Genomic DNA, 26798 nt, shown 5'->3' with positions numbered 1-26798 from the left:
GAATGAGGGGCAAATGGTCGGATGACTGACGATTACCCCCGCGAAAGACCCAACGAGGAGTAGTCCAGGAGCTCCATATGCCAGGTGTGAGGCAACGCTGCCAGAGATGCTTCATTCCATCTGATCCTCCGAAAGCCGGCGGCATTAGGGGTGCGGCGCTCGGAACGGGGCAGCCGCTCTGAGTCGCGCCAACTGTCGCGATCGCGATCCGCACCCTGCGGACCGCATCGGATCCGGAGGTATGCGGTTGCCCAGTACGGCTTTGACCTTGGGAGCTCTTCCCGCGCGGCTGATCGCGCTACCTGGTGTCTACCGCCCACAGGCCGATACCCGGCTCCTCTCCGAGGCCCTCTCGCACGAGAAGCTGGGGCCGGATACCGAGGTGATGGAGATCGGGACGGGTACCGGCGCGCTGGCACTTCACGCAGCGGGCAGGGGAGCCCGTGTCACGGCTGTGGACGTCTCCTGGCCCGCGGTGGCCGCAGCACGCCTCAACGCCCTCCGGCAGAGACTGCCGCTGCGCGTACTGCACGGCGACTTCGCCGCCCGTACGTCAGGGCGCCGCTTCGACATCGTGCTGAGCAACCCTCCCTACGTGCCCTCCCCCCGCGCCCGGCTGCCGTCACGCGGTGCGAAGCGGGCCTGGGACGCAGGCCCCGAAGGGCGCGACCTCATCGACCGGATCTGTACGAGTGCCCCGGCCCTGCTGCGCCCCGGCGGCGTCCTGCTGATGGTGCACTCGCAGATGTGCGGAGCCGACACCACATTGGACCACCTCAAACGCGCCGGGCTGTCCGCGCAGGTGACGGCGCGGGCCTCCGTACCGTGGGGGCCGGTCCTGCGCTCCAGGCGGGCCTGGCTGGAGGACCAGGGACTGGCTGACGACGGCGAGGAATGGGAAGAGCTGGTGATCATCCGTGCCCAGAACCTCTGAAAGCGCCGCCCGGGCTCGCTGCGGCCCGGCGCGCCGCGTAGCCATGGATCCCCACGGCCCGGTCCTGGTCGAAGGCCCGGTGGAGATCGTCCTGGACGACGGGACGGTCGCCCGGTCCGACCGGTTCATGGTCGCGGTGTGCACCTGCCTGCGCAGCCGCACGTATCCCTGGTGCGACACCAGCCACCGACCCCGCGAGCGAGCAGATGCATCCCCCGAGAACAGGAACTCCCGATGACCCCTGCCAGCAGCCGCACGGCCACCGTCGGCCCTGCCCTCGTCCAGGGGCGGGGCGAGCTGTCGGAGGCCGTCAGGGACTCCCTGCGCACCGGCCTGCCACCGGAGTACGCGACCGGGACGGTCCTGAAGGCCGATCCCTGGGGCGAAGACCTCCAACTCGCCCTCTACCTCCTCTACGAGCTGCACTACCGCGGCTTCGAAAACGTCAAAGACGAACGCGAATGGGACCCGGACCTCCTGCGCCTGCGCCAAGCCCTGGAAACCCGGTTCCTCCACGCACTGCGCACCGAACTCCACGACGCGCCCCGCTCCGTCGAGGAGGCCTTCGCCCCACTCCTCGTCGAACCCATGGACGTGACCGAAAGCGTCAGCCATCATCTCGAAACCGAAGGCGAACTGTGGCAGTTGCGCGAGTACGCGGCGCTGCGCTCCCTCTATCACCTCAAGGAGGCCGACCCGCACGTCTGGGTCATCCCGCGGCTGACCGGCCGGGCCAAGGCCGCGATGGTGGCCATCGAGTACGACGAGTTCGGCGCCGGCCACCCCGACCGCATCCACGCACAACTCTTCGCCGACCTCATGACCGACCTCGGCCTGGACCCCACGTACGGCCGCTACCTGGACCAGGCCCCCGCGCCACTTCTCGCGACTGTCAACCTGATGTCCCTCTTCGGCTTGCACCGGGCCCTGCGTGGCGCCCTCGTCGGGCACTTCGCCTGCGTGGAGGTCACTTCCTCACCCGGCTCCCGCCGCCTCGCCAAAGCAATGCGACGCTGCGAAGCGGGACCGGCCGCCGAACACTTCTACACCGAACACGTCGAAGCCGACGCCGTCCACGAACAGGTCGTACGCCACGAGGTCATCGGCGGCCTCCTCGCCGACGAACCCGCCCTGGAAGCGGACATCGCCTTCGGCTGCGCGGCGACCGTCCTGCTGGAAGACCGCCTGGCCGCCCACATCCGCGACGCCTGGGACCAGGGGCGCACCACACTGCGCACACCCTTGCCGCCTCGGTGACGTGCCCGGCCCGCTACGGCCCCGCAGAACTCGGGACATGCCTAGTGCAGGATGCTCACCGCGCGGGCGATGACGAGGAGCGAGGTCATCAGAGCGGCGACGCTCTGCACACTCATCATGAGCTTGGCGCGGGTGGACAGGGGCATGGTGTCGGTCGGGCTGAAGGCGGTTGAATTGGTGACGGACACATAGAGGTAGTCCATCAAGGTGGGCACCCAGTCGGACTTGACGCTGGAGCCGTCCGCGACCTCCTGGACGGCGTCGTCGTTCTCGTCCTGGGAGAACCGGAAGTCCGCCAACGGCAGGTCGGCGCGGGGGCTTTGGGTTCGGCTGACGGGGCCGCCCCGGTCCAGTTCCCAGTAGGCGAGACCGAAGACGATGATGTTGGTCAGCCACACCTGGAACGCGGCCGTCAACAGGGAGCCGCCCTCCTTCACCCCGGTCGAGAGCAGGGCGTGGATCAGGATCCCCAAGGAGACCAGATTGCTTGCCGCGATGACCAGGACGAGCGTCAGGGACAGGGCACGGGAGAGCCTGGTCTGGCGCGTGAGCCGTCTGGGATTGATCGCGATCAACGGCACGAGGAGCAGCAGTTCCAGGCCGAGCAGCACATAACGCGGTCCGACCAGAAGCTGCTGCGGCAGGACCTGGTAGAGCCCGATCGCTACGACGGTCGCGATCACAGCGGGCAGGCGTGCCTCCCCGCGCCGCTCGTGCCGGGGATGACTGGTCCGGGCATCGGCGCGACTGCGCGTCATAGTGTCCGTCCTCTTCGTAGGGTCAGGTTTCCTGCCGCGTGCCCCCCTCGGGCCGTCGTCCCCCGCAGACTCGCGCTGCGCGCCCGAGCGTCAAGCCGGATGCCCGGGCTCCAGGTCCCGGACATCGCTGTAGCGGAGCAGCGCGGGCGGGGTGCCCCGGGTGGGCCGGCACTGGCCGGCCGGGGCCAGCAGGAAGCCCACGTGGTCGCCACCCTCGATCCGCCCCTCGACGCGGCCCGTGAACCAGGTGCGGACCTCCGTCAGGACTGGACTTCCGGCCTCTCCCTGTCGCCAGGCGGCCCGCGCGAACTTGTCCACCCGGTCGCCCGTCTCGCCGCCGAAGAGCTCCGCGAGCGCCCGCTGCTCACGGAGCAGTGCGTGCACGGTGAGGTACGAGGCCTCGCAGGCGACCCGGTAGGTGTGGTTGGCGGTAGACAGCCAGACGACGAACCGCGGCGGGTGGATCGAGCACTGCGAGGCGAACCCCACCAGGCAGCCCGCCCGCACGCCCCCGGCCGCGGCCGTGACCACGTACATGGGGCCGTCGAGCACATCGGTGAACGGGTCCATCCTCGTCACGGCGGCTCCTCGTGATCCGTTCGGTCCAGCGGGTGACTACCCCGCACATCGGCGTCGGACCGGCAGTGCTTGAGCGGCGCACGGCGGTGTGCGGCCAGATATGACCGCCCGGTGAGCGGGTGGGAGAATTTCAGTACCACGGATTGAGCGCGCGTATGGCCATCCGGCATCAGCTGACTCGGCGTCCCCCGCCGCGGTGTGGACCGTACTCGCCGATGCGACCCGGTATGGGGAGTGGGTGGTGGGGCCTTCCGAGTCGACGCCACTCGACCGGTACTGGCCCGAGGTCGGATCCCGGCTTCGTTGCACCGTGCGGCTGGGCCCCTGGTCGGCCGACGGGGTGACGACCGTACGTCGCCGGGAGCCCGGACGGAGCTGGAACTGGAGGTTTCGTTCAAGGTTCTCGGCACCGCGAGGATCTTCCTTCAGCTGCGGCCGTGGGGCGAGGACACCCTCGTCATCTGTGAGGAGCACCCCCTGCGCGGTCTGGGAGGCACCCTCCACAAATCCCGCGACCGAAGCACTGATCCACCTCCGGCACCGGGGCATGCTGGCCCGTCTGGCCAGAGTCGTGGAACAGGATCACGACAGGGCCCGTCATGCCTGACGTGGCGGTGATCGGCTCCCGCCCCCACGGGATGGTGCGTGTACGCGGCGGCGCCTCGATGTTCGCGATCAGCGCGTCGCGTACGTCCACGACCGCGTGACCGACAGTACGACCGGGGCGCCCCACCGCGCCGCCATCACCGATGGCTGACCCCGGTCACGCCAGCAGGTTCACGGCGTGCTGGAACAGGACGGGAAAACGGGCCGCAGCGGGGGTGATCAGAGGCGCCAGCCGGGGCTGGTTCCGGGCCCACAGCAGGGACCTCGTCAGCAGCCGGTAGTTGCGGGACAGCCGGCGCCACGCGCGTTCGTAGGCCTGCGGCCGACCTTCGCGCAGGCAGCGCACCAGTTCGGCGGCGGCCGTCAGGGCGAGGGCGAGGCCCTCGCCCGTCAGCGCGTCGACGTACCCGGCGGCGTCGCCCACGAACAGCACCCGCCCGGCCACCCGGCAGCGGGCCTGCTGGCGGAGCGGACCCGCGCCCCGGACCGCCGTCCGGCCTGCGGTACCGAGCCGGGACACCAACAGCGGGAATCGGGCCAGCTGGAAGTCGTACGGGAGCCGTTCGCAGGTCAGGACGGCGATGCCGACCTGGCGCGGGCCCAGCGGAGTGACGTACGCCTCGCAGCCGGCGGACCAGTGCACCTCCACCAGGTCGCTCCACGGCTCGACGTCGTAGTGGCGCCGCAGTCCGTACCGCGGCGGATGCCGCCCGGCGGTCGGCCGTTCGTCCAGGCCGAGCGCCCGCCGGGTCGGTGAGTGAAGTCCGTCCGCTGCCACGAGATAGCGGGCGGCCATCCCGTCGGCCGTGACGTAGTCGTCGTGCTGGCTCACGTTGCGAATGCGGCGGGGGAGGACGGGGATGCCGAGCTGGACGGCGCGGGCGGCGAGCGCCTGGTGGAGCAGGGTGCGGCGCGCCCCGAGGCCGTGGCCCGCCCGGAACGCGGCTTCGGCGCGCCGTTCGCCGGCGGCGTCCACGTAGCGGATCCCGCGCAGGGGCCAGCCCGACACCTCCACGCCCAGGGCGTCCAAGGCGCGCACCGCGCCGGGCATCAGACCCTCTCCGCAGGCCTTGTCAACGGGCGCGGGGCGCGGTTCGGCGACCACGACGTCGAACCCGGCGAGCGCTCCGTGGATCGCGGTGGCCAGGCCCGCCGGGCCGCCGCCGACGACGAGGAGGTCGATCACGGGGCCGCGCCCGGGACGGGGAGCGGGCGTGCGGGAGCCAGTGCGTCGTCCTCGCAGCGGATGCGTACGGTCAGCAGGGCGGCGTTGAGCAGCGTGAAGCCCAGGGCCGTCATCCAGGCGGTGTGCACCAGGGGAAGTGCCACGCCTTCGACGACGACGGCCAGGTAGTTGGGGTGACGCAGGTACCGGTAGGGGCCGCGGGTGATCAGTGCAAGGCCGGGGACGATCAGTACGCGGGTGTTCCAGCGGGGGCCGAGGGCGCTGATGCACCACCACCGCAGCCCCTGAGCCGCCAGTACCAGGACCAGCGCGGGCCAGCCGAGCAGGGGCAGGAAGGGCCGGTCGGCCGCCCAGGGCTCCACGAGGCAGCCGAGCAGCAGGGCCGCATGCAGGGCGACCATCACCGGGTAGTGCCCCGCCCCGTACTCGAGGCCGCCCCTGGACCGGCTCCAGGCAGCGTTGCGGCGCGCTACGGAGAGTTCCGCGAACCGTTCGGCGATGACCAGCAAGATCAGCACGGTGTACGGCGTCATGGCGCGATCACCAGGCCAGCAGTACGAGTTCGGAGGAGAAGCCCGGCCCGAAAGCGAGCATCAGGCCGGTCGACCCCGGCGGCGGCGCCGCGGCGCGCGTGTCGCGCAGGATCTGCAGCACCGAGGCGGAGGACAGGTTTCCCGTGGCGGCCAGCGCTCGGCGGGAGGGGGCCAGGGCGGAGTCCGGCAGGCCGAGCTCGTCGGCGAGCGCGTCCAGGATCTTCGGGCCGCCAGGATGGCAGATCCACGCCGTGACGTCCCGGGGCTTGAGGTCGTGAGCGGCGAGGAAGGACTCGATCTCCTCCGCCACGTGCAGCCTGACGAGCTCGGGGACCTCTCGGCCGAGAACCATGCGGAAACCCCAGTCGCCGACGTCCCAGCCCAGCAGGTGCCCGGTCCCCGGGTACAGGTGGCTGCGCGTGGCCGCGACCACAGGTCCGGAGGAGCCGGCCCCGTGCGCTGTCGCGGAAGTGTGGTCGTCACCGACCGCCACCAGCGCGGCGGCCCCGTCCCCGAACAGGCTTCCCGCCACCAGGTTCGCCATCGAGGTGTCCGTCGGCTGCAGGGTGAGCGAGCACAGTTCGGTGGACAGCAGGAGCGCCGTACAGCCCGGCCGGCCGGCGAGGAAGTCGTGGACCCGGGCCAGCCCCGCCGCACCGGCGGAGCAGCCGAGCCCGAACATCGGTACCCGCTTGACGTCGGGCCGCAGGCCGACCTGCGCGGCCAGCCGTGCCTCCAGGGAAGGCACCGCGATCCCGGTCACGGTCGTCGAGACGACCAGGTCGATCTCCTCGGCACGCACCCCCGCCTCCTCGAGTGCCCGGTCGACCGCTTCGGCACCCAGGGCGACGGCGAGTTCCACGAACAGACGGTTGGTGTGGCCGAAGCCGCCGAGCTCCCGGTACCGGTCCAGGGGGAGGGCGAGGTGACGCGTCTCCACCTGGGCCGCCCCGTGCAGCCGTCGCAGGAGCGCGCCGTCGGCCCCGGACGGCAGACAGGAAGCGAGGACGTCGGTGATCTCCTGCTGCGTGTAGCGATGTGGCGGGAACGCCGTGCTCACCGCGAGGACCCGTGTCATTGGTCCAACATAGGGACAGCGGAGCGGCGGCACGCTGAACACGGCCGCCACGGGCGCGCCGGACCCATAGCGTGGTGCGGTGCCCGCCACCACCGACGAAGGAACCACCGCGCCCACCGCGCACGCAGGGTCGACGACGGCCCGGCGACCCGCGCAGGGGGGCTTCCCGGGGCTTCTGAAGGCCAGTCACCCCGTGCCCGCTGCCGCCGTCACCCTCCTCGCGGCCCTGCTGGCCGCCGCCGTCGGGCTCGGACCGGCGGCCGCGGCCACAGCGGCGGCCGCGGTCGCCGCGGGCCAGCTTTCGATCGGCTGGAGCAACGACCGGCTGGACATGCGGCGCGACGTAGCGGCCGGCCGCCACGACAAGCCGCTCGCCACGGGGGAGGTACGGCCGGGAGTGGTGGCCGCGGCCTCGTGCACGGCCCTGCTCGCCTGCGTTCCGCTGTCGCTGGCCTGCGGCGCCCGGGCCGGCTGGGTCCACCTCGGCTGCGTCGCCGCGGCATGGTCCTACAACTGGTGGCTGAAGCACACCCTCGCCTCCTGGCTGCCGTACACCGTCGCCTTCGGACTGCTCCCCGCCTTCCTGACCCTGGCCTCGCCGTCAGCCGGATGGCCCCCGCTGTGGCTCACTGCCGCAGCGGCCCTGCTGGGGACCAGTGCCCACTTCGCCAACACCCTGCCCGACATCGACGAGGACATCGCGGGCGGTGTGCTGGGACTCCCGCAGAGACTGGGGCGACGCGCATCCATCGCGCTGGCCGCCGGCCTCGCCTTCGCCTCTTGCGCGGTGGTGACCCTCGCTCCGCCGGGCCCGGCGCCCCTCGCCGGCCGGCTGCTGCTGGGCGTGACACTGGCCCTGTGCCTGGCCGCACTGGCTGCACCGCCCGTCCTCGCACGCGGCCGGGCGCCCTTCCTGATCATCCTGGCCCTGGCCGGAGCCGACGCCGTACTCCTGGTCCTGGCCGGGCACGCCCTGCCCGTCGGGTGAGTCCGATCTCTGGGCGGACGCCCGGGAACCAGCTCAGCGCAGCGGCCGGGGCGGCGGGGCCATCGCCCACCGGATCGTGCGTGTCAGGGCGTGCCCGGACAGGCGTACGCAGGTCCCCCTCGGGCCCGTCGCGGGGCGCAGGCCGAGAAGGGCGGGGGCCCACCGGGGCAGCAGGTCGATCGCGTTCGCGGCCAGCAGCGCGTACGGGGCGCGTGCGGGCCAGGGCAGCGGCGGGTGGCAGAGGATGAAGCGGGCCGCGTCGAGGGCCTCGGGCGTGGCCCGCAGCTCCGGCCGGTACTCCTTCAGCAGGTCTGTCAGTGCGCCCCGGTCACGGGGCGGGTCCACGACACCGAGGGCCATTGCCACCAGCGCGGTGTCCGTGACGTAGGCGTCGCAGCCCGCCGCGTCCAACGGGTGCGAGCCGAAGCGCTGGTGCGCCCGCAGGAAGCTGTCGACCTCGGCCGCGTGCACCCAGCCCAGCAGGTGGGGATCGGCCGCGCGGTACGGCTCGCCCGCCGCGGTGGTGCCCCGTATCCGTTCGTGGACGGCCCGAACCCGGTCGACGGCGTCCTGCGCGTCCTGTGCGGTGCCGTAGGTGGTGACGGCCAGGAAGGTGCTGGTGCGTTGAAGCCTGCCCCACGGGTCGCCACGGAACCCGGAGTGCGCCGCGACGGCGGCCATGGCGAGCGGGTGCAGGGACTGGAGCAGGAGTGCGCTCAGGCCCCCGACGAACATCGAGGCATCGCCGTGCACCGTACGGATGGGCCGCTCGGGACCGAACCAGCGAGGTCCGGGCGTGCTGTGGATCCGGGCGCGGTTGGCAGGGCCCGACGGTCCGGCCACCCGGCTGAACAGCGTCGAGCCGAGCCGCTCCCGCAGGCTGAGGCCTCCGGTCGCGGGCATGTCCATGGTGGTGTCCTACCCGCGGGAGCTCGGCTCAATGCTTCGGCCGGGGCGCCGAGAGGCGTCCTGCGCGACGGCCGCCAGACCCATGCCTCGTCGGGAGCGCCCTGCGGGGGCTCCAAGAGCCGGGTCAGACCTGTCCTCGCCATTCTCAGGTAGCGGAGCCGCGGTCTTCGATGAAGTACTTGAAGCGCTTCAGGTCTCACTCGACCTGCCCGTCGACGAAGCCGAGCCTCCCGTCAGGGCCAGCAGATGGGTGATGACGGGGCTGGGGTGCCCGCCAGGATCCGGTAAACCACCCGCCGCGCCTGCGGGTCCGCAGCACCCGCCACCATCACAGCCGGCTCGATCGGCCGGCCGCGACGTCGGAACCGGGCCGGCCGACCCGCTGGAAGGGCCCCGGCCCTGAAGGCCATCCGCCCCACGCGTGACCGAAATGGAGAGGTGTACGGAGCATCGAGCCGGCTCAAATCTGGTGGATATGGGCCGGTATGCAGCGCGTGACGTGCTCGTTCTCGGACGGGTGGGTCAACTCCGAAGCCGGTTTCACCGCTCGAGTCTCCAAAACAGACACGTGCCGGTTGGGTGGCGCGCCTGACGCCCCCGGCCGGACCCGGCCTCGTAGCCTGGCGCGATGCGTCAGCACGATCTTGTCGTCATCGGTGCGGGATCCGGCAACACCGTCATCGACGATTCGTTCGCCGACCTCGACGTGGCCATCGTCGAAGAGAGGTGGTTCGGCGGAACCTGTCTCAACGCGGGCTGCATCCCGAGCAAGATGCTTGCCTACACCGCGCACGTGGCCCGGACGGTCAGCGAATCCGGCACGTACGACGTGGACGCGCAGCTACTCGGCGTGCGCTGGCGGGCGATGCGGGACCGGGTGTTCGGGCGCCTGGACGCCGACCGCGAGGAGGGCCGCCGGGGCCGTCAGGAGTCCGACTTCGTCACTGTGTACGAGGGAAGGGCGCGTTTCACGGGCCCGCGGGAGCTGCGGATCGACCTCGCGGACGGTGCCGTCGACATCAGCGCCCGGCAGATCGTCATCGCAGCCGGCGGCCGCCCCTCGGTGCCCCCGCCCGTCGCGGAGTCGGGACTGCCGTACGAGACGTCCGACACCGTCATGCGGATCGACACGGCGCCCCGCCGGTTGGCCGTCCTCGGCGGCGGCTACATCGCGGCCGAGCTCGCGGAGGTGTTCGCGGCGGCCGGCAGCTCCGTGGTCATCGTGGAGAAGGAGGAACGGCTGCTCGGCCCCCAGGACGAGACGGTCGCCGAGCGGTTCACCGAGCTGGCCCGTTCCCGCTACGACCTCAGACTCGGCCGGGAGGTCACCGCCGTCGGGGGCCGTCCGGGAGCCCTGCGGCTGACCCTCGACGACGCTTCGACGGTCGAGGCGGACATGCTGCTGGTCGCCACGGGCCGGGTGCCCAACAGCGACCGGCTCAACCTCGACGCCGCGGGCGTCGCCACCCACGACGACGATCGCATCGTCGTCGACGCGTACCAACGCACCACGGTGGAGGGCGTCTTCGCGCTCGGCGACATCTGCACACCGGTACCGCTCAAGCACGTGGCCAACCGCGAGGCGCAGGTCATCGCCCACAACCTCCGCCACCCGGACGATCTGATCGCGGCCGACCACGACCTGGTCCCCGCGGCCGTCTTCACCCGCCCCCAGATCGCCTCGGTCGGCGCCACCGAGCAGGACTGCCGCGACCGGGGCCTGGACCCGCTGGTGGGCGAGGCCCGGTACGCGGACATCGCCTACGGCTGGGCGATGGAGGACACCACCGGCTTCTGCAAGGTGCTCGCCGAACGCGGCACCGGCCGCCTGCTCGGCGCACACCTCATTGGACCGCAGGCCGCCACCCTCATCCAGCCCCTCGTCCTGGCGATGACCCTGGGCATCGACGCGCCCACCCTCGCCAGGTCCCCGTACTGGATCCACCCGGCGCTCACAGAAATCGTCGAGAAGGCCCTCCTCGACCTCGACCTGTGACAACGGGCCGGGGGAGGCCGGATTGGCCGACGTTCCGCGTGACACGAGCACGAGTCGACGCGCCGTCGGCGGTCTGGGCGCTGGACGGCCAGTCCCGGGCATGGGCCCGCACCCGGCCCTGGTCTCTGCGTTGATCGGGTCATGAAGAAGATCACTCTCATGCTCTCCATCCTCGCCCTGGCGCTCGCCGGTCCCGGCGTCGCTTCGGCCGCCGCGGACGATTCCGTACCCGTCGTCGGGCCGTGCCCGCAGGAGGGCAGGCAGTTCTACCCGGACCCGGACTACACCAAGTTCTGGGAGTGTTTTGACGGCACCGCCTACCGCTTCGACCGCCCTCCGGGCTTGCACGGGAACCCCCGGCTTGACGCCTGCGACTATCCGGAGCACGCCTGTGTCGATCCTCTGGAGTGCGAGGAGCGGCCGGCCGCTGTCGAACCCAGGCGGTCTGTCTGACCAGGTGAGTGGTGCTCGCCTTGCGTTGTTCATGCGGCCGATGTGAGAGGCGGACGCCGCCTGGTGACTTGCGGGATATCCCGGGGCAGGAGCGGGGGCTATGCTGCGATGGACGTCCCGGTCCCTGACGTGGATAGCGCGCTTGTCGTGCAGGTGCCTGCGGGGTACAGAGGGTCCCCCGGTTCACCTCAGGCGCTGTCTTTTTGAGGCGAAACGTGTCGAGTTGGTGGTCCTGGAGTCCAGGTCGCCAAGCCGATCGCCCGCCTGACCTGTCCGGGCATCCGACCACAGGAGAAGCGCGTAAGACGGGGCCGAGAAGACCGGCCCGCCCGGCGCCGCACCATGTGGTCCCAAGAACCGAGGCGCTATGCCTGTTCTGCAGAGCTTGAACCTCCACCGGCACGACCGAGGCGACGGAACGACGATCACCCTTGCGGGTGAGCTTGATCTGGATACCGTGGGCCAGCTGCGGGCGATGGTCGATGACTGCCTGCGCGAGGGGGTACGGACCATCGACATCGATGTGAGCGCGCTTGCTTTCTGCGATGTCAGCGGCCTCAACGCCTTCCTGGCCGTCGCCGCGTGCACCGCTACGGCCAAGGGGTCGCTGTGCCTGCATCACCCGCGCCCGATGCTGATCCGGCTCCTGGCACTGACCGGCACCGGTTTCCTTCTCCACCGGCTACCCCGCGCGCCCGAAGTCGGCGCCTGGGTCCCGGCTGTGGTGTGCCCCAGGCTGCTGGCCTCATGACCAGGACCGGCCACAGCGGGCCCGCCCGGCTCTGTCGCAGGGCGAGCGGTGATGACGGATGATCAGTGACCGCATGGCCTCGGTCCTGCGCACGCTGCAACTCGACGACCGGTCCGAGGGAGTCGGCGACGCCACCCTGGCCGGCGCCCGGGCCCTGGGCGTGGACGGTCTCGCGGTCTCCCTGGTCGCCGCAGCCGGCCTGACCGAGCTCATGTGGTGCTCGGACCTCACCACGCGCCGCTTCGAGGACCTGCAACTGACCCTCGGCGAGGGGCCGGGACCAGAGGCGGTCCGTACCGGCGCGATGGTGTGGGTACCCGATCTGGCCCGGGTCAGACACGCCCGCTGGCCGGCACTGTCCATGGAGGCCCCCGACCTGGACGCCCGCGCGGTGTTCTGCTTCCCGATGGGCATCGGCGCGATCCGCGTCGGCGTCCTGACGGCGGTGCGCCGAACGCCGGGTCCACTGACCGGCCAGCAGACCGACGATGCGCTCACGCTGGCCGCTGCCCTGACCGCCCGTTGCCTGGGCGGTGAATCACCTCTGGGCACCCCCGCGCCGGTGGACTCTCCGCACGCCTTGCAGCACGCGGTGGTCCACCAGGCCACCGGCATGCTCAGCGTCCAACTCGCCCTGCCCCTGCCCCAAGCTCTCCTACGACTGCGCGCGCATGCTTACAGCAGCGGACGTTCCATCACCGACATCTCCAAGGACGTGGTGGATCGGCGGCTTCGCCTGGACCACAACGGCACTGGCAACGGCACGCCCCCGACCGCCGTAGACAAGGACTGATCACCGTGACCCGAGAACAACGCGTGACCCAGGTCTTCGTGGAAGTCGCAGACTCCCTGACCGACGACTTCGACCTCATCGACTTCCTCCAGCAGCTCTCCGTGCGCTGCATGGAACTGCTGGACGTGGCCGCCGTCGGCATCATGCTGGCCGACCAGCACGAGGTCCTGCAGACCATGGCAGCCTCCGACGAACACACCCGGCTGCTGGAACTCTTCGCCACCCAGCACGACCAGGGCCCCTGCGTGGACTGCTACAAGAGCGGCGAGCCACGCACCAACATCAACCTGACCGACCCCCAGACGACATCGGGCTGGCCGCAGTTCGCCCCACGCGCCGCCGAGACCGGGTTCGTAACCGCCAACGCGATCCCGCTCCGGCTGCGCGGCCGGGTCATCGGAGTGATGGGCCTGTTCCAGACCGACCCCGACCCGCTCAGCGCCCAGGACATCGCCCTCGCCCAAGCACTGGCGGACGTGGCGACCATCGCCATCCTGCAGCAGCGCACCGTCGCCCACAGCGAGGTCGAGCGCGTCCAACTCCAGCACGCCCTGACCAGCCGCATCGTGCTGGAACAGGTCAAGGGCATCCTGGCGGAACGCTGGCAGGTCACCGTCGACGAGGCGTTCGCCGCGTTCCGCTCCTACGCACGCGCCCATCACCTCCAGCTGGCGCAACTGGCCCGCCAGATCGCCGACGGCACCTTCGAGACCACCCTGATCCCCCACCCGGACCGATCCCGGCCCCAGGGCTGACACGCCATCCTGCGGGGCTGGATCTCACAAGTCGCGCAGGGCCTCGCGAGATCGAGCCAGTCGAACAGCCTTTTGGAACAAGGGTTCTGACGGTGTCTCGTCAGCTCGCTAGGTTCCCCTCGCGCCGGTGATCACCACGGTGCCGTCTGCGCGGACCGCACGGACAATAGAGGGAAGAGGGCGCCCCGGGCGGGGCGCGTGGGAGGGATCTGATGATTGACCGATTCGCGTACGGGATGCGGCGCCGAACTGCGGTAGCCGTCGCAACGCCCAGCCGTCGTCGGTCACACCTCCTGACCTCCGTGGGTAGAACACCTAGCGCAGCCTGCCGGACCCCGGGCCTGGGGGAGGCGGTGAGGGAGGCAGCGGGCCGCTGATCGATTTCCCCGGCTGTTCCACTGGCGACTCGGCCTGGGCCGGGTTGGTGCTGCTGGCTTCGGCATGCGTGAGGCGGATGAGTTCGCGGTGCCAGTCGGTGAATTCCTCGCGGATGGCATGCGCAGCCTTGGAGTCGAGGCCGTAGGCGGCGAACTGCCTGTCGGTGTGGTTCCCGACACGGGCGAGGGCTGAGACGTACTCGTCGAGGTTGGGCTCGGCCTCGTTCTGCGCGGCGAGTTCGAGAAGCCGGGCGCGGGTGTACCCGGCGTCGAGGAGTGCCTTGACGTCGATGGCGTCCCGGACCTCGGCGCGGCCGAACAGGGCGCCGGTCTTGGCGGCGGCCAGGTCGTCGAGGTGGAGGACCGGGCCGAGGTCCGACTCGACGGGCGGATGGTGCAGAAGGTCGCCTACCAGTTCGACCTTGGACTGGGCGCCGGAGGCGGGGTCGGTGACGTGCAGACGGGCGTATACCTGCGCCTGCTGGGTCACCTGGACCACGTACCCGGCCGCCTGGTACGCCTCGACGAGGCGGGCGATCGCCTGCGGCAGCTCGCCTTCGGCCCGCCCGATCGGGGTGAACAGGTCGACGTCGTCGCTGACACGGCTGACCAGGCGATGGGCCTGGACGGCGTACCCGCCGGCTAGCCGGTAGCCGAAATCCTCGGCGAGCGCGTCCAGGCCGATACGGATCAGCCGGTGGTACAGATCCTCCACTACGCGGCCGCCGCCGACGTGCTGGCGAGCTCAGGGAAGCGAGCCTCCCAGGCGGCTCTCGCCGGGCCGGGCAGGAATAGCGCCCGCCAGTGGGTACGCAGTACAGCGATGTCGAGGTGTGCGTGCAGGTCCCCCGGCGTCTGCGCCTCACGGATCACCCGCTCGTACATCAGTAGCACGTCGGCGTCGTCGGACAGGTCGTATTCGTAATGCGGGCCCCAGTCCAGGTGCCGGGGCAGGACCACAAGGCCGTCCGCCGGCCCGCTCAGCTCCCCGAGCGAGTCCGGCAGGGTGTACGGCCGGAGCTGTGCGTACCTGCTGCTCATGCCTACCAGCATGCCCGAGACCGGGGCCCCGCGGTACGCAGTACCTGCAGTGGCGGCGCTCCCGGGAGTCGGTCGCGCAGGGCGCGCGGCGCGCTCGCATCGGCGCTCCAGGCATCTGACCTGGCCGGGACTGGGAGTAGTCGCCTCCCGGAATTGCCGGCGGACCAGATCCCGGCCCTTGCCGGATCGGCGGGGCTGCTCCACGCGGAGAGACGGGTGTGCTGTCTCGGCGTGAGCGCCGGGGCGGGCGTAGGACCCTCAGCCCTAGGCGTGGTGTTATCCGGACCGCCCGGCGGAGCCCGCGGTGCCCCTTCGCGCCTGACCGGCTCCTGGGCGGCATGGGGCCCCTGTCCACCCGGACCCGAGGCAGGTAAGCAGCGTCAGCATGCTGCACATACCGCCCACTCTGCACGTAACGCACACCGTCAGCCTGTCCAATTTGCGCCGCACAGGCCGCTGACCTGCGCTTTTCTTTCACATGTTTTTGATGGATCTTATCCCGATGACGCACCACGTGGAGTGCGTGGCGATCCTGGAGCGGGTGGCGAAGGACGCCTGACCTGAGGTTCTCGGGTTTGATGGGTAGCCCGACTGTTTCCCGCCCAGCCGCTCGGAGGACTGAGTGCCCTGGGTGCCTCCAGAGGCACCCAGCCCTTCGTGCTGTTGGTGCTCTTCCCGTGTGTGCTCACGGCCAGGCCGCGTCGATGCACACGATGGTCGGCGATGTGTACGACGTCAACGCAGTCATGTCCCCTGTGGCTGTGTAGCGGCGGTACCGTGGCCCTATGGCAGACAGGGGCACCGCACCATCAGCATCTTTGGTATCAGGGTCTGAAATCGCCAGCCTGGCGGGCGTCACGCGGGCTGCCGTGTCCAACTGGCGACGGCGTTACGAGGACTTTCCCCGGCCGGTCGGCGGGGGGAGAGGCAGCCCCTTGTATGCACTCGTAGAAGTGCAGGCGTGGCTGGAAAAGCAGCACAAGGGGCAGGGCGTCACAGGTGAGGTCAGGCTCTGGCAGGCCCTTCGGTCCGCCTACGGGGAAGAGATGGTCACGGGCCTCGCGGACATCGCGCGCCATGTCGCGGGTGGCAAGTCGTCGGGTTTGCTCGCGCGCGAGATCGTACAGCTGGTGGATCCCCTCGTCGCCGCGGACTCTGCAAGCGAGGTGATGGCCGGCCTTGTGGGCCGTTTCGTCGACTCCACACGCCGATCCGGTTCGGATCAGGTCACCTCGGAGCGGATCATTCGAGCCGTATGCCACTTCGCCGGGCCTCTCGAGACGGGTTCCACGGTGTTCGACCCTGCTTGCGGCATCGGCACTCTGCTGCTTGCCGTAGGGCCCTCCCAGGGGCTGCCACGGATCGGTCAGGACATTGATCCCCACAGCGCGACCCTGGCGCAGCTCCGTGCCGAACTGGACGGCCGCACGGACGTCACTGCCGTCGACGGTGACTCGTTGCGCGCCGACCGATGGCCGAAGCTCAAGGCTGACCTCGTCGTGTGCGATCCCCCGGTGGGCGTCACCGATTGGGGCCGCGAGATGCTGCTCCTCGATGCTCGGTGGGAGATGGGCACGCCGCCTAGGGCCGAAGGGGAACTGGCCTGGCTGCAGCACGCCTATGCGCACACGCGACCCGGCGGGCGCGTCCTCATGGTCATGCCGGCCTCCGTCGCCTACCGAAAAGCGGGCCGTCGTATCCGGGCGGAACTGATCCGGCGCGGCCTCCTCACCCAGATCGTGGCCCTGCCGGCCGGAGTCGCCTCCTCGCACGCCCTGCCCGTCCACCTGTGGCAGCTCACTCGCCCCCGCACGCCCCAGGACGTGGCCTCCACGGTCCGGATGATCGACCTCTCCGGTAACGGCACGGACGGGTCCCTGGAACCCGAACCGGCTCAGGTCGCCGATGTGCCGTTGATCGAGTTGCTGGACGACACCGTCGACCTCACCCCGGGGCGCTACACCGTGGCATCGCGCCGCGACTACTCGGCCGAGTACGCGGCGCTCCGCGAGCAACTGGAGGTTCAGATGGGCCTGCTGAGCACGCTACTGCCCGATCTCACCCCCGGCCAGGGGGCCGGATCCCTGGACGGGCCGATGGTGAGCGTGGCCGAGCTGGCCAGAGCAGGGCTCGTCGAGTACACGAACGCAGAGCCGGTATCGGCCAGCGAGCAGCTGGACACCGACTACCTGCGCGGGTTTCTGCGCAGTGCGGTGAACGTCCGCCGTTCCACCAGCGCCAGCGGGACGTACCGAGCGGACGGCCGGGGGGCTCGTATTCCACAACTGGACATCGAGGAACAGCACCGCTACGGAAAGGCCTTCAGAGCGCTTCAGGAGTTCGAGGAGCGGTTGCGGGCGGTGGCGGAGTTGAGTCGGCTGGCGGCCGACCTCGCCCGCGACGGCCTCGGCAACGGTGCTCTCGCACCGCCGCCGGAGGATGCGGCCTGATCCTGCTGCGCCAGGTGAGTGCTCAGCGGTCGGAGGTCTCGGGAACGAAGGGACTCGGCCGCCCGCTCCAGGACACCTGCAGGGCCTCGCGTGCCCGGGTGCACGCGACGAACAGCAGGCAGCGCTCACGCAGCAGGTCGGAGTCGTGCTGGAGGGCGTCCACCTCGGCCGGTGTGACCTCGCGGCCAAAGGGCAGGGCGCTTGCCGTCACCCCGAGGACGGCCACGCACCGGAACTCCAGGCCCTTCATGGAGTGCATGGTGGCCAACCGCACGCCGTCGGCGTTCGGGTCCGGGTTGCCCCGGACCCGAACCACCGGGATTCCGGCCGAGAGCAGTCTGTCGTACGCCTTGTCGAGGAGAATGTTGAAGCGGGTGCAGACCCCGATCTCCGAGGGGCGTACGCCCTGCGCGATCCACTCCTTCACCTGATCGACGAGAGCCGAAACCTCGGCCTGTTCAGTCGGGTGGCCCTGCACACTCGGCCTGTGGCCGCGCAGCAGGGAGTGGTAGCCGGTCAGGCTGTCCGTGCCCTCTCCGCCGAGATCGCCGACCGGGACCTGCGCCAGGATGCCCGTCGACCAGGTCAGGATCTCCTCCGTGCTGCGGTAGTTGATGCGCAGACGGCTGGCGCGCCCGGTCACCGAGATTCCCAGCGAACCGAGGGAGACCTTCGAGTCGTAGATCCGCTGGTGCGGGTCGCCGGTGAGGAACAGGTCGTCGCTCCCCGCCCGGGCCGCGGCGCGCAGCACCCGCCACTGAGCTGGGTGGAGGTCCTGTGCCTCGTCGACCACGACATGGTCGTACCCGGGGCCGGCTTCCGTCAGGAGGCGGGCGGCACGCGCGCACACTTGGAGGTGGGTGGACTTCGACGATTCCCGCAGCAGCGATTCGAACAGTTCGATCGCGGGCCACAGTCGCTCCCGCTGGGCCGTGGACAGGGCGCGGCCGCGCCCCTTGCGAGACGCGGCGAGATAGTCGGCCAGGCCGTGGATGCCCTGCGCCAGGACCACGTGCCGGTACTCCTGCGAGAGGAACTGCTCCGTCCAGGGAACGCCGCACTTCTTGGCGGCCCGCTGCCACAGCGCCAGCTCCTCCCGGTCGCCGAGGGGGGAGGCCGCCGTACCGGCGAGGTCGCCGACGACGCGGTGGGCGTACGAGTTGACCGTGGTCACGTCGACGCGGGCGAGCAGCGCCTCGTCACCGTTCAGCAGCAGGGACAGGCTTTCGCGCAGCGAGGCGGCCAACGCGTTGGTGTAGGTGGTCAGCAGGACACGGGTGCCGGGCGAGCGGGACAGCAGGTGTTTCACGCGGTGCAGCGCCACCACCGTCTTGCCGGTCCCCGGGCCGCCGGTGACCTGAACCGGGCCGCTGTACGACATCCGGTAGGCGAGGCGGCGCTGCGACGGGTGCAGGAACACCCGCCAGGCCGCGAACGGCTTCTCCAGGACGTCGGCCAGTTCGTCAGGGCCGGTGACCAGAGTGATGCGGCTCGTGGTGTTCGCGATGACGACGGCGAGGGACTCGTCCGGGTCGGGGCCGGCGTCCGAGGGGCGGCGCACGGCGACGACGTCCCGGTACACCTCGTCCGGGGTGAACCCTTCGGCCAGGTACTGCAGGGCCTCGAACTGGTCCTCCGGCAGCAGCGTTCCGAAGGCCTCCAGCTGTGGCTTGCCGGTGATGGTGCGTACGGCTCGCAATACCTGCTCGTCGATCCCCAGAGCACGCAGGACGGTGTCCGAGTACCGCGCGAACAGCAGGGAAGGCGCGTCGGCGGAGGCCTTCTCCAGCGCCGGCGTCAGCTGCTCGATGGCGACGACGTTGCGCACCTCGAGGCCACGGGTCGCGGTGTTCGTCGTGTAGAGCCGCTTGGCGGCCCAGGTGTAGGCGTCGTCGTGCGGAACCACGTTGACGAGCAGGAACACCTCGCTGCCGTCATCGGGCGCGAGGACGACACCGCGCCAGAAGTCGTTGATGCGGATGGTGCGCATCCGGCGGTCACGGGCCTTGTCCACGGATTCGAGGTGGAGGCCCTTGTCGGCGTAGAGCTCCGCGACCGTCAGTTGCTGGAACTTCGTCATCGCCTTGCGTACCCCGGCCCGGACCGGCTTCTCCAGGACCTCGAAGCTCTCCCAGAAACTGCCGGCGAACGCGAGCTGCGGCACGACGTGTACTCCCCACCCTGGACGGACACTTCGAGATCGATCATAGGGCGACGGGGACGGCGCCCATCTGTCGGGTAACCGCCGCCACGTCTGCGAGCAGGCCGGCGGGATCCTGGTCGAGGTCCAGAGCGTGCTGGTGGATGACGGTCCCGGCGTGGCGGACACGGTGGGCGGCATGCGGGGCATTGCCCTTGGCGTAGACGAGGTGCCCCTCGGGCAGTCCGAGCGCGGTGCAATAGGCCAGCATCTGGTAGAGATCCGCATCCGGATAGCCGTCCCGTTTCTGCGCCTTGTACTTGGCGTCGGCGACCGCCATGGGGACGCCGTCCGGTCCGTAGGCCACGAAGTCGGGACGCATGCGGATCGCGGCGGCCTCATCGAGGTGATGGGGGTCCTGGAGGCGTCCGGTCAGCCCGCTGCCCTTCAGGGCCTCGCGCATCGCGACCGTCACGAAGTCCTCGAACAGCCTGTTCATGTCGAACAGGAAGCCGTCCACGTGCAGGGATCCCGCGGTGTGCTCCGCGGACGAGCCGTCCAGCACGACCCGGGCCAGCCTGAGCGCCGGGTGGTAGCGGGAGTTCAGCCGGTTCGGGAACCAGGCCGGCACCAGGTGGCCCCGTACGAGGGGGGTGACATCGGCGAGACGGCGGCGCTGGTGTTGCAGCCTTCGGCGTACCTCGTGCGGCACGGCGGGCAGCCGCAGCAGCCGCTCCACGGCCGCGCGCAGGATGCGGTTCTCCGCGATGTCGGTGGTGAACTCGTCGTACACGACTTCGACGGGCAGCGCCGCACCGAAGCGGCGCCGTATCTGCTCGGCCTCGCGCATCCGGCCGCGTACGACGAGCGAACTCTCCTCGGTTGTCCGGTACCCCTGCAGCAGCCCCTGCCGCAGTGCCCGGTCGATCTGCCGCTCCACCGCGTGGGCCAGCGCCGGCAGCAGGTCGCGGTGCTCCGCCACCTCGACCTGCCCGTCCCGCCAGTTGCCCGCCGGATGGAGGCTGTAGCCCAACAGGAAGAAGAGCCGGGGGATGGCCACCTTCGGTGTGACACGGAGAATGATCGAGTCGCCTCCGGGCACCGTGACGGCCACCGCGCCCACCTTGCTGCCGGCGCGCAGCAGCCAGTGTCCCGGGGTGTACGGGTCCGGTGCGGCCTCCACGACCCGGGAGGCCGCGAGGGCCCGGCCCATGTCGTCCGGCAGGGCGTGCCCGGTCGCGGGGGCGTGCTCGACCAGCTCTATGGTCCGGCTCACGCCGACGGTTCCGGTAGCGGAACCGGAAGGGAAGCCCGCAGCGCCGCGATCCCGTACCGCTTCTCGATGTCCATGCCCTCGCCGTAGTGGTGTTCCTCCAGCAGCGGAAGGATCTTCGTCCGCCAGGTCCGCTCCAGGCCGCCGTCCCGGTAAACACCCTTCTTCATCAGGTACGAGGGGCCGATCCTGAAGTCGGGATCCTCGATACGGGAGTTCAGTGCGTCCAGCAGGGCCGCGGGCTCGCTGTCCTTGCCCTGCGAGGTGAGCCATCGTCGCAGCAGCCCGCTGGTCGGCTGGGTCCGGGGGGACAGCTCGACGAAGGCGAACCTGCGCCGCATCGCCGCGTCCACCAGCGCGATCGACCGGTCGGCCGTGTTCATGGTGCCGATCACGAACAGGTTCGGCGGCAGTGCGAAGTCGTCGCCGGAGTAGGTCAGGCGGACCGACTTGTTCCGGTATTCGAGGAGGAAGTACAGCTCGCCAAAGACCTTGGCGAGATTGGCGCGGTTGATCTCGTCGATGATCAGGAAGTGCGGCACGTGCCGGTTGCCTTCGCGTGAGGCGAGGTCGGCCAGTTCGCGCAGCGGGCCGGCGGTCAGCCGGAAGGCGACCTCCCGGGTCTCGGGGTCCTCCTGCGGCCGGAACCCCTCGAAGAAGTCCTCGTAGGCGTAGGAGGGATGGAACTGGACCAGCTTCACCTGCTCGGGCCCGCCGCCGAAGAACTCCGCGAGCTGGAGGGCGAGATACGTCTTGCCCGTGCCGGGCGGGCCGTACAGCACCAACTGGCGCTCGTCCCACAGGAGATCGCGAACCTCGCGCAGCCATTCCGTCTTGTGGACGAGGAGCTCGGCAGCCAGCTCGTCCGTCGGTTCGGGCAGTTCCAACTCTCGCCGGACGGCGATGGCCGGAATCTCCATGCTGGGATCCCGCTCTATGGCCTCGGCCTCCTCGGCCAGTTCCTCGTTCGTGAGGCCGAGCCCGTCGATGACGGACTGCACGGCGGTCAGCTCCACGACATCGTGCTGGATGGACAGCTTCTGCTGCAGCTCCTCGGGCAGCTCGTCGTAGGGATGCCCGGTCTCCTGCCAGGCCGCCGGGCGGCGCAGGTTGGTCCGCCGGTCCGCGGACTCCGTCTGCTCGACGTCGCCGGTGATCTGCCCGACGTACAGCCGGCCGCCCGAGATCGTGCAGACGGTGTCGCCCGCCTTCATCCGGGACAGGAAGGCGTGTACGTCATCGACCAGCTGCTGTTTCTGGCTGTAGGTGGCCGTGGACTCGTAGTCCTCCTCGACCATGGTGCGCACCTGCTCTTTGCTGATGCCCTGCTCCAGACCCTGCCTGAGTCGGGATCCCGAGAGGGAAACCCGGCCCTCGGGCAGCCACATCCGCTGCACCAGGTCGAGTCCGGTCACGTTCGATCCGCGGACGAGCCAGGCGCGGTTCGGGCCCCACGAGGCACCCTGCATGTAGTCGCCGAGCGGCCGGCCCTCCGCGGTCTTCCAGGCCAGCCATCCGTTCGTACTGCTGCCGGTGAGTACGGCCGACGCCTCGGAAGGGGAGTTGAAAGTGATCTCGCCGGCCGTTTCCAAGTGGTCGGGCCACCGGGGCGACTGCTTGATCCGGCCGTCGGCGATGAGCGCCTCGCGCAGACGATGTGCGGAAGGCAGCTGCCGGGCGAACGACGGTACGACACCGAGACGGACGGGCTGTCCCGGGCCGACGCTGAATTTGCGGCTGCCGTTGGTGCCCATCTCGTCCAACTGCCGCCCGAGGGCCACAGGCCCGCCGTTGGGCAAGCGCAGCCGGAATTCCGGATACTTGTCGGCCATGAAATGTCCCCCGGCGCGTGTGGTGAGGTCTTTTGATCAGCCTACGGGGAGCCACTGACAGGAAGTCCCTCGTGTGGAGATCATGAAGCTTCTTAGGATGTCCGCGTGAGCGAGGAGGGGACGACATGACGGACGGCGGAACCGGTGGGACGCCCGAGCAGGAATTCCGGTGGGCACGCGCGGACTGGCTGAGGGGCAGGGTCGAGGACCTGGCGGCCGTGCTGGAGGACGCCGGGCCCGATCTGTACAAACTGCTGCCCGCGGATCTGGGTGACCAGCGCCTGGCCGCGGCGGTGACTGCCGCACGGTTAGCGGCGGACGAGGCCAGGACGCAGTCCGTGGCCGATTCGGTCCGCTGGCTGGAGCGGCTGATTCCCGGCGGGCATCTCCACGGCCTGGAATCAGCGGTGCGGGAGTTCAGATCTGCTCTCTCCGCGCAGGGCGAGCCGGCGTTCTGGTCCTGGAACGCCGAGGGCTGGGAAGAGATGCTGCTCTGGTGGTGGCGCCGCCAGACGGGTGCCGGTAGTCCGGACCGGGATCTGACGGAATGGCGGGCACGCTGGTCGGCGGACATCCCGGGGGTCGGCTTCATCGACCACCCCGCCTGGGCACCCCGCCGCCACGATCGGCTGCTGGTCACGACCGGCGAGTTCTTCGCCCAGGAGGCCGAACCCCTGAGGCTCCTGGCACAAGCGGTCCTTGAGCAGTCCGACACCTCCGGTGCGGCCCAGGACGCCGTGCTGCTTCGCGAGGAGCACCTCCAGGGCGCCGGGCACCTGGAGTGGCTGGCCGAGCAGCAGGCCTCCGCCGATCGGCTCGACGCCTGGTGCAAGGAGCAACAGGCCTCGGCTTCCGAAGCGACCCTGGGCTTCCTCGCGGAGTTCGCCGAGGTGGTCGAGCGGTACTCGTCCCTCGTGATCCAGCCGGTGATCGACGCGCTCTCGGAGTGCGAGCGTGCCGTGTTCACCGAGAGTGCGACAGGTGCGCGACGTTCCGCGGCCGACTATCTGAGTGCGTACCTCGAAGCCGGGGAACGGTCCGGGAAAGAACTCTGGGACGACGACAGCCTGAGCCCGGACGTAGCGGAACAGGCACGGGACCATGGCTCCCGCGGTGAGCTGACCTGGCACGGCATGCGTGGCTCGGTCCCGGTCTGGTATCACGTCGTCACCTCCAGGGAGGAGCGGGCGGCGGCGATCGCCTACTCCGGGCAACCCTCGGAATCCGTTGTCCGCGTCAGGACAGGCACGGAATGGCCGGCCAAGCAGGCCAGCCTCTTCGATGACGCGTGGGGCGAAGAGGAGGACTGGTATCCGAAGCCCGGAATCGAAATCCACTATGCCGAGGACAGTGCCGTCGATGCCTGCGAGGTGCTTGCACTGGCGCAGCTCGGCCATGCGCGGCTTGAGTTCCTGATTCAGAAGCCCGATGGCGGTTATCAGCGGCTGCGCTCGGTCCGCGCTTCCATCGACGCCGGGGATACCGGCGCCTGGCGCCGTTGGGCGCTCGGAGTCCTGGCGGGCCTGGTTCCCGATCCGGAGGATCTCGCCGACGCTATCGCCCAAGAGGAGGGCGGCAGCCGGGAGGAGAGCCCTGAGGGTGCGCCCGGGAGTCCCGAAGACCGTCCGTCGCCGGAGCGTGGCGCCGGGGTTCCCGGGCCGAGGCCCCCGCGCGACGGGCTGCCGGAGGCGCTGCTCGGCAAGGTCAGGGCGCTTTTGCGCAAGGCGGAGAGTTCGGGGGCGGGGGAGGAGGAAGCCCGTACCTACCTGGACAAGGCCACTGAGCTCATGGCCAAGTACGGCATCGAGCGGGCGATGCTCGACGACGCGGGCGAAAAGGTTCGGCCGGTCGACCGGGTCGTCGGCCTGCACCCTCCGTACGTCAAAGAGGTGTCTCGACTGCTTAGCGGGATCGGCCATGCCATGCGCTGTCGGACGGTGCACCTCAGCGACAAGACCGGCAACCATCGTGTGCATCTGTTCGGCTACGAGGCCGATGTCCAGGCGGCGGAGATGCTCTTCGCGAGTTTGCGCCTCCAGATGCTCGCGGGGGCGGACCAGGCCGACCGCCGGTACCGTCCGGCGGGCGAAGACGCACGCGCGTACAAGCGGTCCTGGATGCTCGGATTCATCCGTGAGGTCTTCGTGCGGGTGAACACGGCCCAGCAGGCCGCCAGCACGGCCGCTGAGCAGGACAGCGAACCGGGCGCCGGGCACGAGGCGGATGGCCGCAGCGTGGCCCTGGTGCTTGCGGACCGGACGAACGTGGTCGAGGCAACGCTTGCAGCCCGCTATCCCAAGCTGAAGAAGCTCAGCCCGACCAAGTCCAAGGGCACGGGTTACCGGCAGGGAATCGCAGACGGGCGGTACGCGGACATCGGCCGTCCGGCCTTCGGCGAGGATGACGACTGGTACGTCTAATGCGGTCCGGGGGCCTGGTCGATGACCGGTCCGTGGCGGTGTGGGCCGGGGGAGACCTCGGCCCACACCGTTTTGCCGCCGGGTGGGTACGGCTCGCAGCCCCAGCGGTCGGCGAGCGCTGCGACCAGGAGCAGGCCTCGGCCGGTCGGCTCATCGGGGGTGTGCCGGAGTGTGGGCGGGTGGTCGCCGCGTGCGTCGGTGACCTCGATGCGGAGCGGGCCGGTGCTGGGGTCAAGGGTGAGGGTGAGTCGGAAGGAGCGGCCGCGGACGTGTCCGTGGAGGACTGCGTTCGCGGTGAGTTCGGCGGTGATCTGCGTGGCGCGTTCCGTGACGTGGGGCGGAAGGTCCCAGTCCTGGAGCTCGGCGGTCGCGAGCAGCCGGGCGAGGCGGGCGCCGCGGCGGGTGGAGGACAGGAGCTGAGTGAACCCACGCTGGGTGATGGTGGGTTGCGGCCGTGAGGGGTGCATGGCTGCCACGTTGGCGGGTGCGCGGGCGGGTTCACCAGTGATGCACCCCGTACGCGGCGTGAGCGTACGGGCTCCATGGATGGACAGTACGTGGCTGCTGCGTCACGCTTGGTGAGGTTGCTGTGGGGTGTGCGGGGCGTGGGATCTGGAGGGTGCGGCGGATGGCGATCGACGACATCGAGGCGGCTGCGGCGGGCGACGGGGAACGGGAACCGGACCCCTCGGACAGTCTCCGGACCTTCGGGGCGGTCGTCCAGGCCCTGCGCGAGCACGCGGGCCTGAGCCGGGCGGAGTTCGCGCTCCTGGTGCGGTTCTCGAAGCACACGGTGGAGTCGGTGGAGCTGGGGCGGCGGATGCCGGACGAGGAGTTTGTGGAACGGGCGGAAGCGGCGCTGGGCAATACGGGCGCGCTACGGAATGCGGCCCGGCACCTGACGCGGGGAGAGCCGGGGCTGGCGGCGTGGTTCCGGCGGTGGGCGCGGCTGGAGCGGGTGGCGGTGAGTCTGAGTACCTATGAGTGCCGGCTGGTGCCGGGGTTGTTGCAGTCGGAGGGGTATGCGCGGGCGGCCTTCGCAAGCCGCCTTCCGCCCCTGTCGGATGGCCAGATGGAAGCCCAGGTGGCGGCCCGGATGCAGCGGCAGACGCTCATCAGGAAGCGGCCCAACACCATGTTCAGCTTCATCATCGATGAGCACGTCGTACGGCGGCGTCTCGGTGGTGCTGAGGTCACACGAGACCAGCTGGACCACATGCTGACCTTCGCACTGCTACGCAATGTGGAGATCCAGATCATGCCGACTAATAGTGAGGCCCACGCTGGCTTGGATGGTCCGCTGGCCCTGTTGGAGCGGCCTGATGGAAGGCGGCTTGCCTACTCCGAAGGGCAGGAGAGCGGTCGATTGATCGCCGACCCAAAACTGGCAGCCGTGTTGCACCGACGGTATGCGACACTCCGCTCACAGGCCCTCAACCCACTGAATTCCGTGGGCCTGCTGGAGCGGATCAGGGGAGCGCTATGAGGGACACCGAACTGGGCTGGTTCAAGTCCAGCTACAGCGGAACATCGGGAGACAACTGCGTCGAGGTTGCCACGATGGAGCAGGCTGTCTGCGTGCGGGACTCCAAGGACGTGGAGCGCCCGCACTTCGCCGTTGGCCGCGAGGGCTGGGCGCAGTTCGTGAGGTACGCCGCGCACGGCTGAGCCTGCGCTCAGCCGCGCGAC

General features: G+C 70.2%; 26 protein-coding genes. 14 read left to right on the top strand and 12 right to left on the bottom strand.

Annotated features, from left to right (window positions below; all coding sequences use genetic code 11):
• The first annotated feature begins 241 nt into the window (after positions 1-241).
• The 3 genes from ACIQV3_RS07185 to ACIQV3_RS07175 are packed head-to-tail and all read left to right on the top strand — an operon-like array spanning position 242 to position 2191.
• On the top strand, positions 242-934 hold the full coding sequence (locus ACIQV3_RS07185) for a HemK2/MTQ2 family protein methyltransferase (RefSeq protein ID WP_403710580.1): 693 nt from the start codon (positions 242-244) through the stop codon (positions 932-934).
• Between the two features lie 43 nt (positions 935-977).
• Positions 978-1172, top strand: a complete 195-nt coding sequence (locus ACIQV3_RS07180) for a CDGSH iron-sulfur domain-containing protein (protein ID WP_403710578.1) — start codon at positions 978-980, stop codon at positions 1170-1172.
• Positions 1169-2191, top strand: a complete 1023-nt coding sequence (locus ACIQV3_RS07175; protein ID WP_403710576.1) for an iron-containing redox enzyme family protein — start codon at positions 1169-1171, stop codon at positions 2189-2191. Before ACIQV3_RS07180 ends, ACIQV3_RS07175 begins: the two co-directional genes overlap by 4 nt.
• Before the next feature lie 41 nt (positions 2192-2232).
• On the opposite strand, the gene ACIQV3_RS07170 is transcribed toward ACIQV3_RS07175, so the two are convergent.
• The gene (locus ACIQV3_RS07170) at positions 2233-2949 is read right to left on the bottom strand and encodes a hypothetical protein (protein ID WP_403710574.1); all 717 of its coding nucleotides are present in this window, start codon (positions 2947-2949) and stop codon (positions 2233-2235) included.
• Positions 2950-3039: 90 nt separating this feature from the next.
• The gene (locus tag ACIQV3_RS07165) at positions 3040-3528 is read right to left on the bottom strand and encodes a flavin reductase family protein (protein ID WP_403710572.1); all 489 of its coding nucleotides are present in this window, start codon (positions 3526-3528) and stop codon (positions 3040-3042) included.
• 196 nt (positions 3529-3724) lie between these two features.
• On the opposite strand from ACIQV3_RS07165, the gene ACIQV3_RS07160 reads away from it, so the two are divergent.
• Entirely contained in the window at positions 3725-4135 is a 411-nt protein-coding gene (locus tag ACIQV3_RS07160; protein ID WP_403710570.1) for an SRPBCC family protein, read from the top strand.
• Between the two features lie 156 nt (positions 4136-4291).
• On the opposite strand, the gene ACIQV3_RS07155 is transcribed toward ACIQV3_RS07160, so the two are convergent.
• Genes ACIQV3_RS07155 through ACIQV3_RS07145 form a run of 3 tightly spaced genes read right to left on the bottom strand, consistent with a single transcriptional unit; the run spans position 4292 to position 6931 of the window.
• Entirely contained in the window at positions 4292-5320 is a 1029-nt protein-coding gene (locus tag ACIQV3_RS07155) for an NAD(P)/FAD-dependent oxidoreductase (RefSeq protein WP_403710568.1), read from the bottom strand.
• On the bottom strand, positions 5317-5853 hold the full coding sequence (locus ACIQV3_RS07150) for an isoprenylcysteine carboxyl methyltransferase family protein (protein WP_403710566.1): 537 nt from the start codon (positions 5851-5853) through the stop codon (positions 5317-5319). Before ACIQV3_RS07150 ends, ACIQV3_RS07155 begins: the two co-directional genes overlap by 4 nt.
• Positions 5854-5860: 7 nt before the next feature.
• On the bottom strand, positions 5861-6931 hold the full coding sequence (locus tag ACIQV3_RS07145; RefSeq protein WP_403710564.1) for a type III polyketide synthase: 1071 nt from the start codon (positions 6929-6931) through the stop codon (positions 5861-5863).
• A 79-nt stretch (positions 6932-7010) separates the two neighbouring features.
• On the opposite strand from ACIQV3_RS07145, the gene ACIQV3_RS07140 reads away from it, so the two are divergent.
• A complete protein-coding gene (locus ACIQV3_RS07140; RefSeq protein ID WP_403710562.1) occupies positions 7011-7919 on the top strand; it encodes a UbiA family prenyltransferase in 909 nt (302 codons plus the stop codon).
• A gap of 33 nt (positions 7920-7952) precedes the next feature.
• On the opposite strand, the gene ACIQV3_RS07135 is transcribed toward ACIQV3_RS07140, so the two are convergent.
• Positions 7953-8828, bottom strand: coding sequence for an oxygenase MpaB family protein (locus tag ACIQV3_RS07135; protein ID WP_403710560.1), 876 nt, complete (start codon positions 8826-8828; stop codon positions 7953-7955).
• 628 nt (positions 8829-9456) lie between these two features.
• Here ACIQV3_RS07135 and ACIQV3_RS07130 point away from each other — a divergent pair.
• From ACIQV3_RS07130 to ACIQV3_RS07110, 5 genes are all read left to right on the top strand, one after another.
• The gene (locus ACIQV3_RS07130) at positions 9457-10824 is read left to right on the top strand and encodes a mycothione reductase (protein ID WP_403710558.1); all 1368 of its coding nucleotides are present in this window, start codon (positions 9457-9459) and stop codon (positions 10822-10824) included.
• Positions 10825-10965: 141 nt separating this feature from the next.
• Positions 10966-11277: a carbohydrate-binding module family 14 protein gene (locus tag ACIQV3_RS07125; RefSeq protein WP_403710556.1), complete on the top strand. Its 312-nt coding sequence runs from the start codon at positions 10966-10968 to the stop codon at positions 11275-11277.
• A 367-nt stretch (positions 11278-11644) separates the two neighbouring features.
• The gene (locus tag ACIQV3_RS07120; RefSeq protein WP_403710554.1) at positions 11645-12028 is read left to right on the top strand and encodes an STAS domain-containing protein; all 384 of its coding nucleotides are present in this window, start codon (positions 11645-11647) and stop codon (positions 12026-12028) included.
• Between the two features lie 58 nt (positions 12029-12086).
• On the top strand, positions 12087-12821 hold the full coding sequence (locus ACIQV3_RS07115; RefSeq protein ID WP_403710552.1) for a hypothetical protein: 735 nt from the start codon (positions 12087-12089) through the stop codon (positions 12819-12821).
• A 5-nt stretch (positions 12822-12826) separates the two neighbouring features.
• Entirely contained in the window at positions 12827-13576 is a 750-nt protein-coding gene (locus ACIQV3_RS07110) for a GAF domain-containing protein (protein WP_403710550.1), read from the top strand.
• Positions 13577-13891: 315 nt separating this feature from the next.
• On the opposite strand, the gene ACIQV3_RS07105 is transcribed toward ACIQV3_RS07110, so the two are convergent.
• Positions 13892-14668, bottom strand: coding sequence for a nucleotidyl transferase AbiEii/AbiGii toxin family protein (locus tag ACIQV3_RS07105; RefSeq protein WP_403710548.1), 777 nt, complete (start codon positions 14666-14668; stop codon positions 13892-13894).
• Positions 14668-14994, bottom strand: a complete 327-nt coding sequence (locus tag ACIQV3_RS07100) for a hypothetical protein (protein WP_403710546.1) — start codon at positions 14992-14994, stop codon at positions 14668-14670. Before ACIQV3_RS07100 ends, ACIQV3_RS07105 begins: the two co-directional genes overlap by 1 nt.
• Positions 14995-15779: 785 nt before the next feature.
• Here ACIQV3_RS07100 and ACIQV3_RS07095 point away from each other — a divergent pair.
• Positions 15780-17444 carry an N-6 DNA methylase gene (locus ACIQV3_RS07095; protein WP_403710544.1) on the top strand — a complete coding sequence of 555 codons (1665 nt, stop codon included), beginning with the start codon at positions 15780-15782 and terminating at the stop codon, positions 17442-17444.
• Between the two features lie 22 nt (positions 17445-17466).
• On the opposite strand, the gene ACIQV3_RS07090 is transcribed toward ACIQV3_RS07095, so the two are convergent.
• The 3 genes from ACIQV3_RS07090 to ACIQV3_RS07080 are packed head-to-tail and all read right to left on the bottom strand — an operon-like array spanning position 17467 to position 22689.
• Positions 17467-19608: a UvrD-helicase domain-containing protein gene (locus tag ACIQV3_RS07090; RefSeq protein WP_403710542.1), complete on the bottom strand. Its 2142-nt coding sequence runs from the start codon at positions 19606-19608 to the stop codon at positions 17467-17469.
• 40 nt (positions 19609-19648) lie between these two features.
• A complete protein-coding gene (locus ACIQV3_RS07085) occupies positions 19649-20860 on the bottom strand; it encodes an McrC family protein (protein ID WP_403710540.1) in 1212 nt (403 codons plus the stop codon).
• On the bottom strand, positions 20857-22689 hold the full coding sequence (locus ACIQV3_RS07080; protein WP_403710538.1) for a DUF4357 domain-containing protein: 1833 nt from the start codon (positions 22687-22689) through the stop codon (positions 20857-20859). Before ACIQV3_RS07080 ends, ACIQV3_RS07085 begins: the two co-directional genes overlap by 4 nt.
• 125 nt (positions 22690-22814) lie before the next feature.
• On the opposite strand from ACIQV3_RS07080, the gene ACIQV3_RS07075 reads away from it, so the two are divergent.
• On the top strand, positions 22815-25109 hold the full coding sequence (locus ACIQV3_RS07075) for a DUF2786 domain-containing protein (RefSeq protein ID WP_403710536.1): 2295 nt from the start codon (positions 22815-22817) through the stop codon (positions 25107-25109).
• Here the strand turns inward: ACIQV3_RS07075 and ACIQV3_RS07070 are convergent.
• Positions 25106-25576, bottom strand: a complete 471-nt coding sequence (locus ACIQV3_RS07070) for an ATP-binding protein (protein WP_403710534.1) — start codon at positions 25574-25576, stop codon at positions 25106-25108. The genes ACIQV3_RS07075 and ACIQV3_RS07070 overlap by 4 nt on opposite strands.
• A gap of 161 nt (positions 25577-25737) precedes the next feature.
• Between ACIQV3_RS07070 and ACIQV3_RS07065 the strand changes: the two genes are divergently transcribed.
• Complete coding sequence (locus ACIQV3_RS07065) at positions 25738-26595, top strand: Scr1 family TA system antitoxin-like transcriptional regulator (protein WP_403710532.1); 858 nt, start codon at positions 25738-25740, stop codon at positions 26593-26595.
• The gene (locus tag ACIQV3_RS07060; protein ID WP_403710530.1) at positions 26592-26777 is read left to right on the top strand and encodes a DUF397 domain-containing protein; all 186 of its coding nucleotides are present in this window, start codon (positions 26592-26594) and stop codon (positions 26775-26777) included. Before ACIQV3_RS07065 ends, ACIQV3_RS07060 begins: the two co-directional genes overlap by 4 nt.
• The last annotated feature ends 21 nt before the right edge of the window (positions 26778-26798 follow it).

The sequence above is a fragment of the Streptomyces sp. NPDC099050 genome (assembly GCF_044759865.1).
GTDB lineage: Bacteria > Actinomycetota > Actinomycetes > Streptomycetales > Streptomycetaceae > Streptomyces.
The sequence above is the reverse complement of the archived record's forward strand: the minus strand, read 5'-3'. Positions and strand labels throughout refer to the sequence as shown.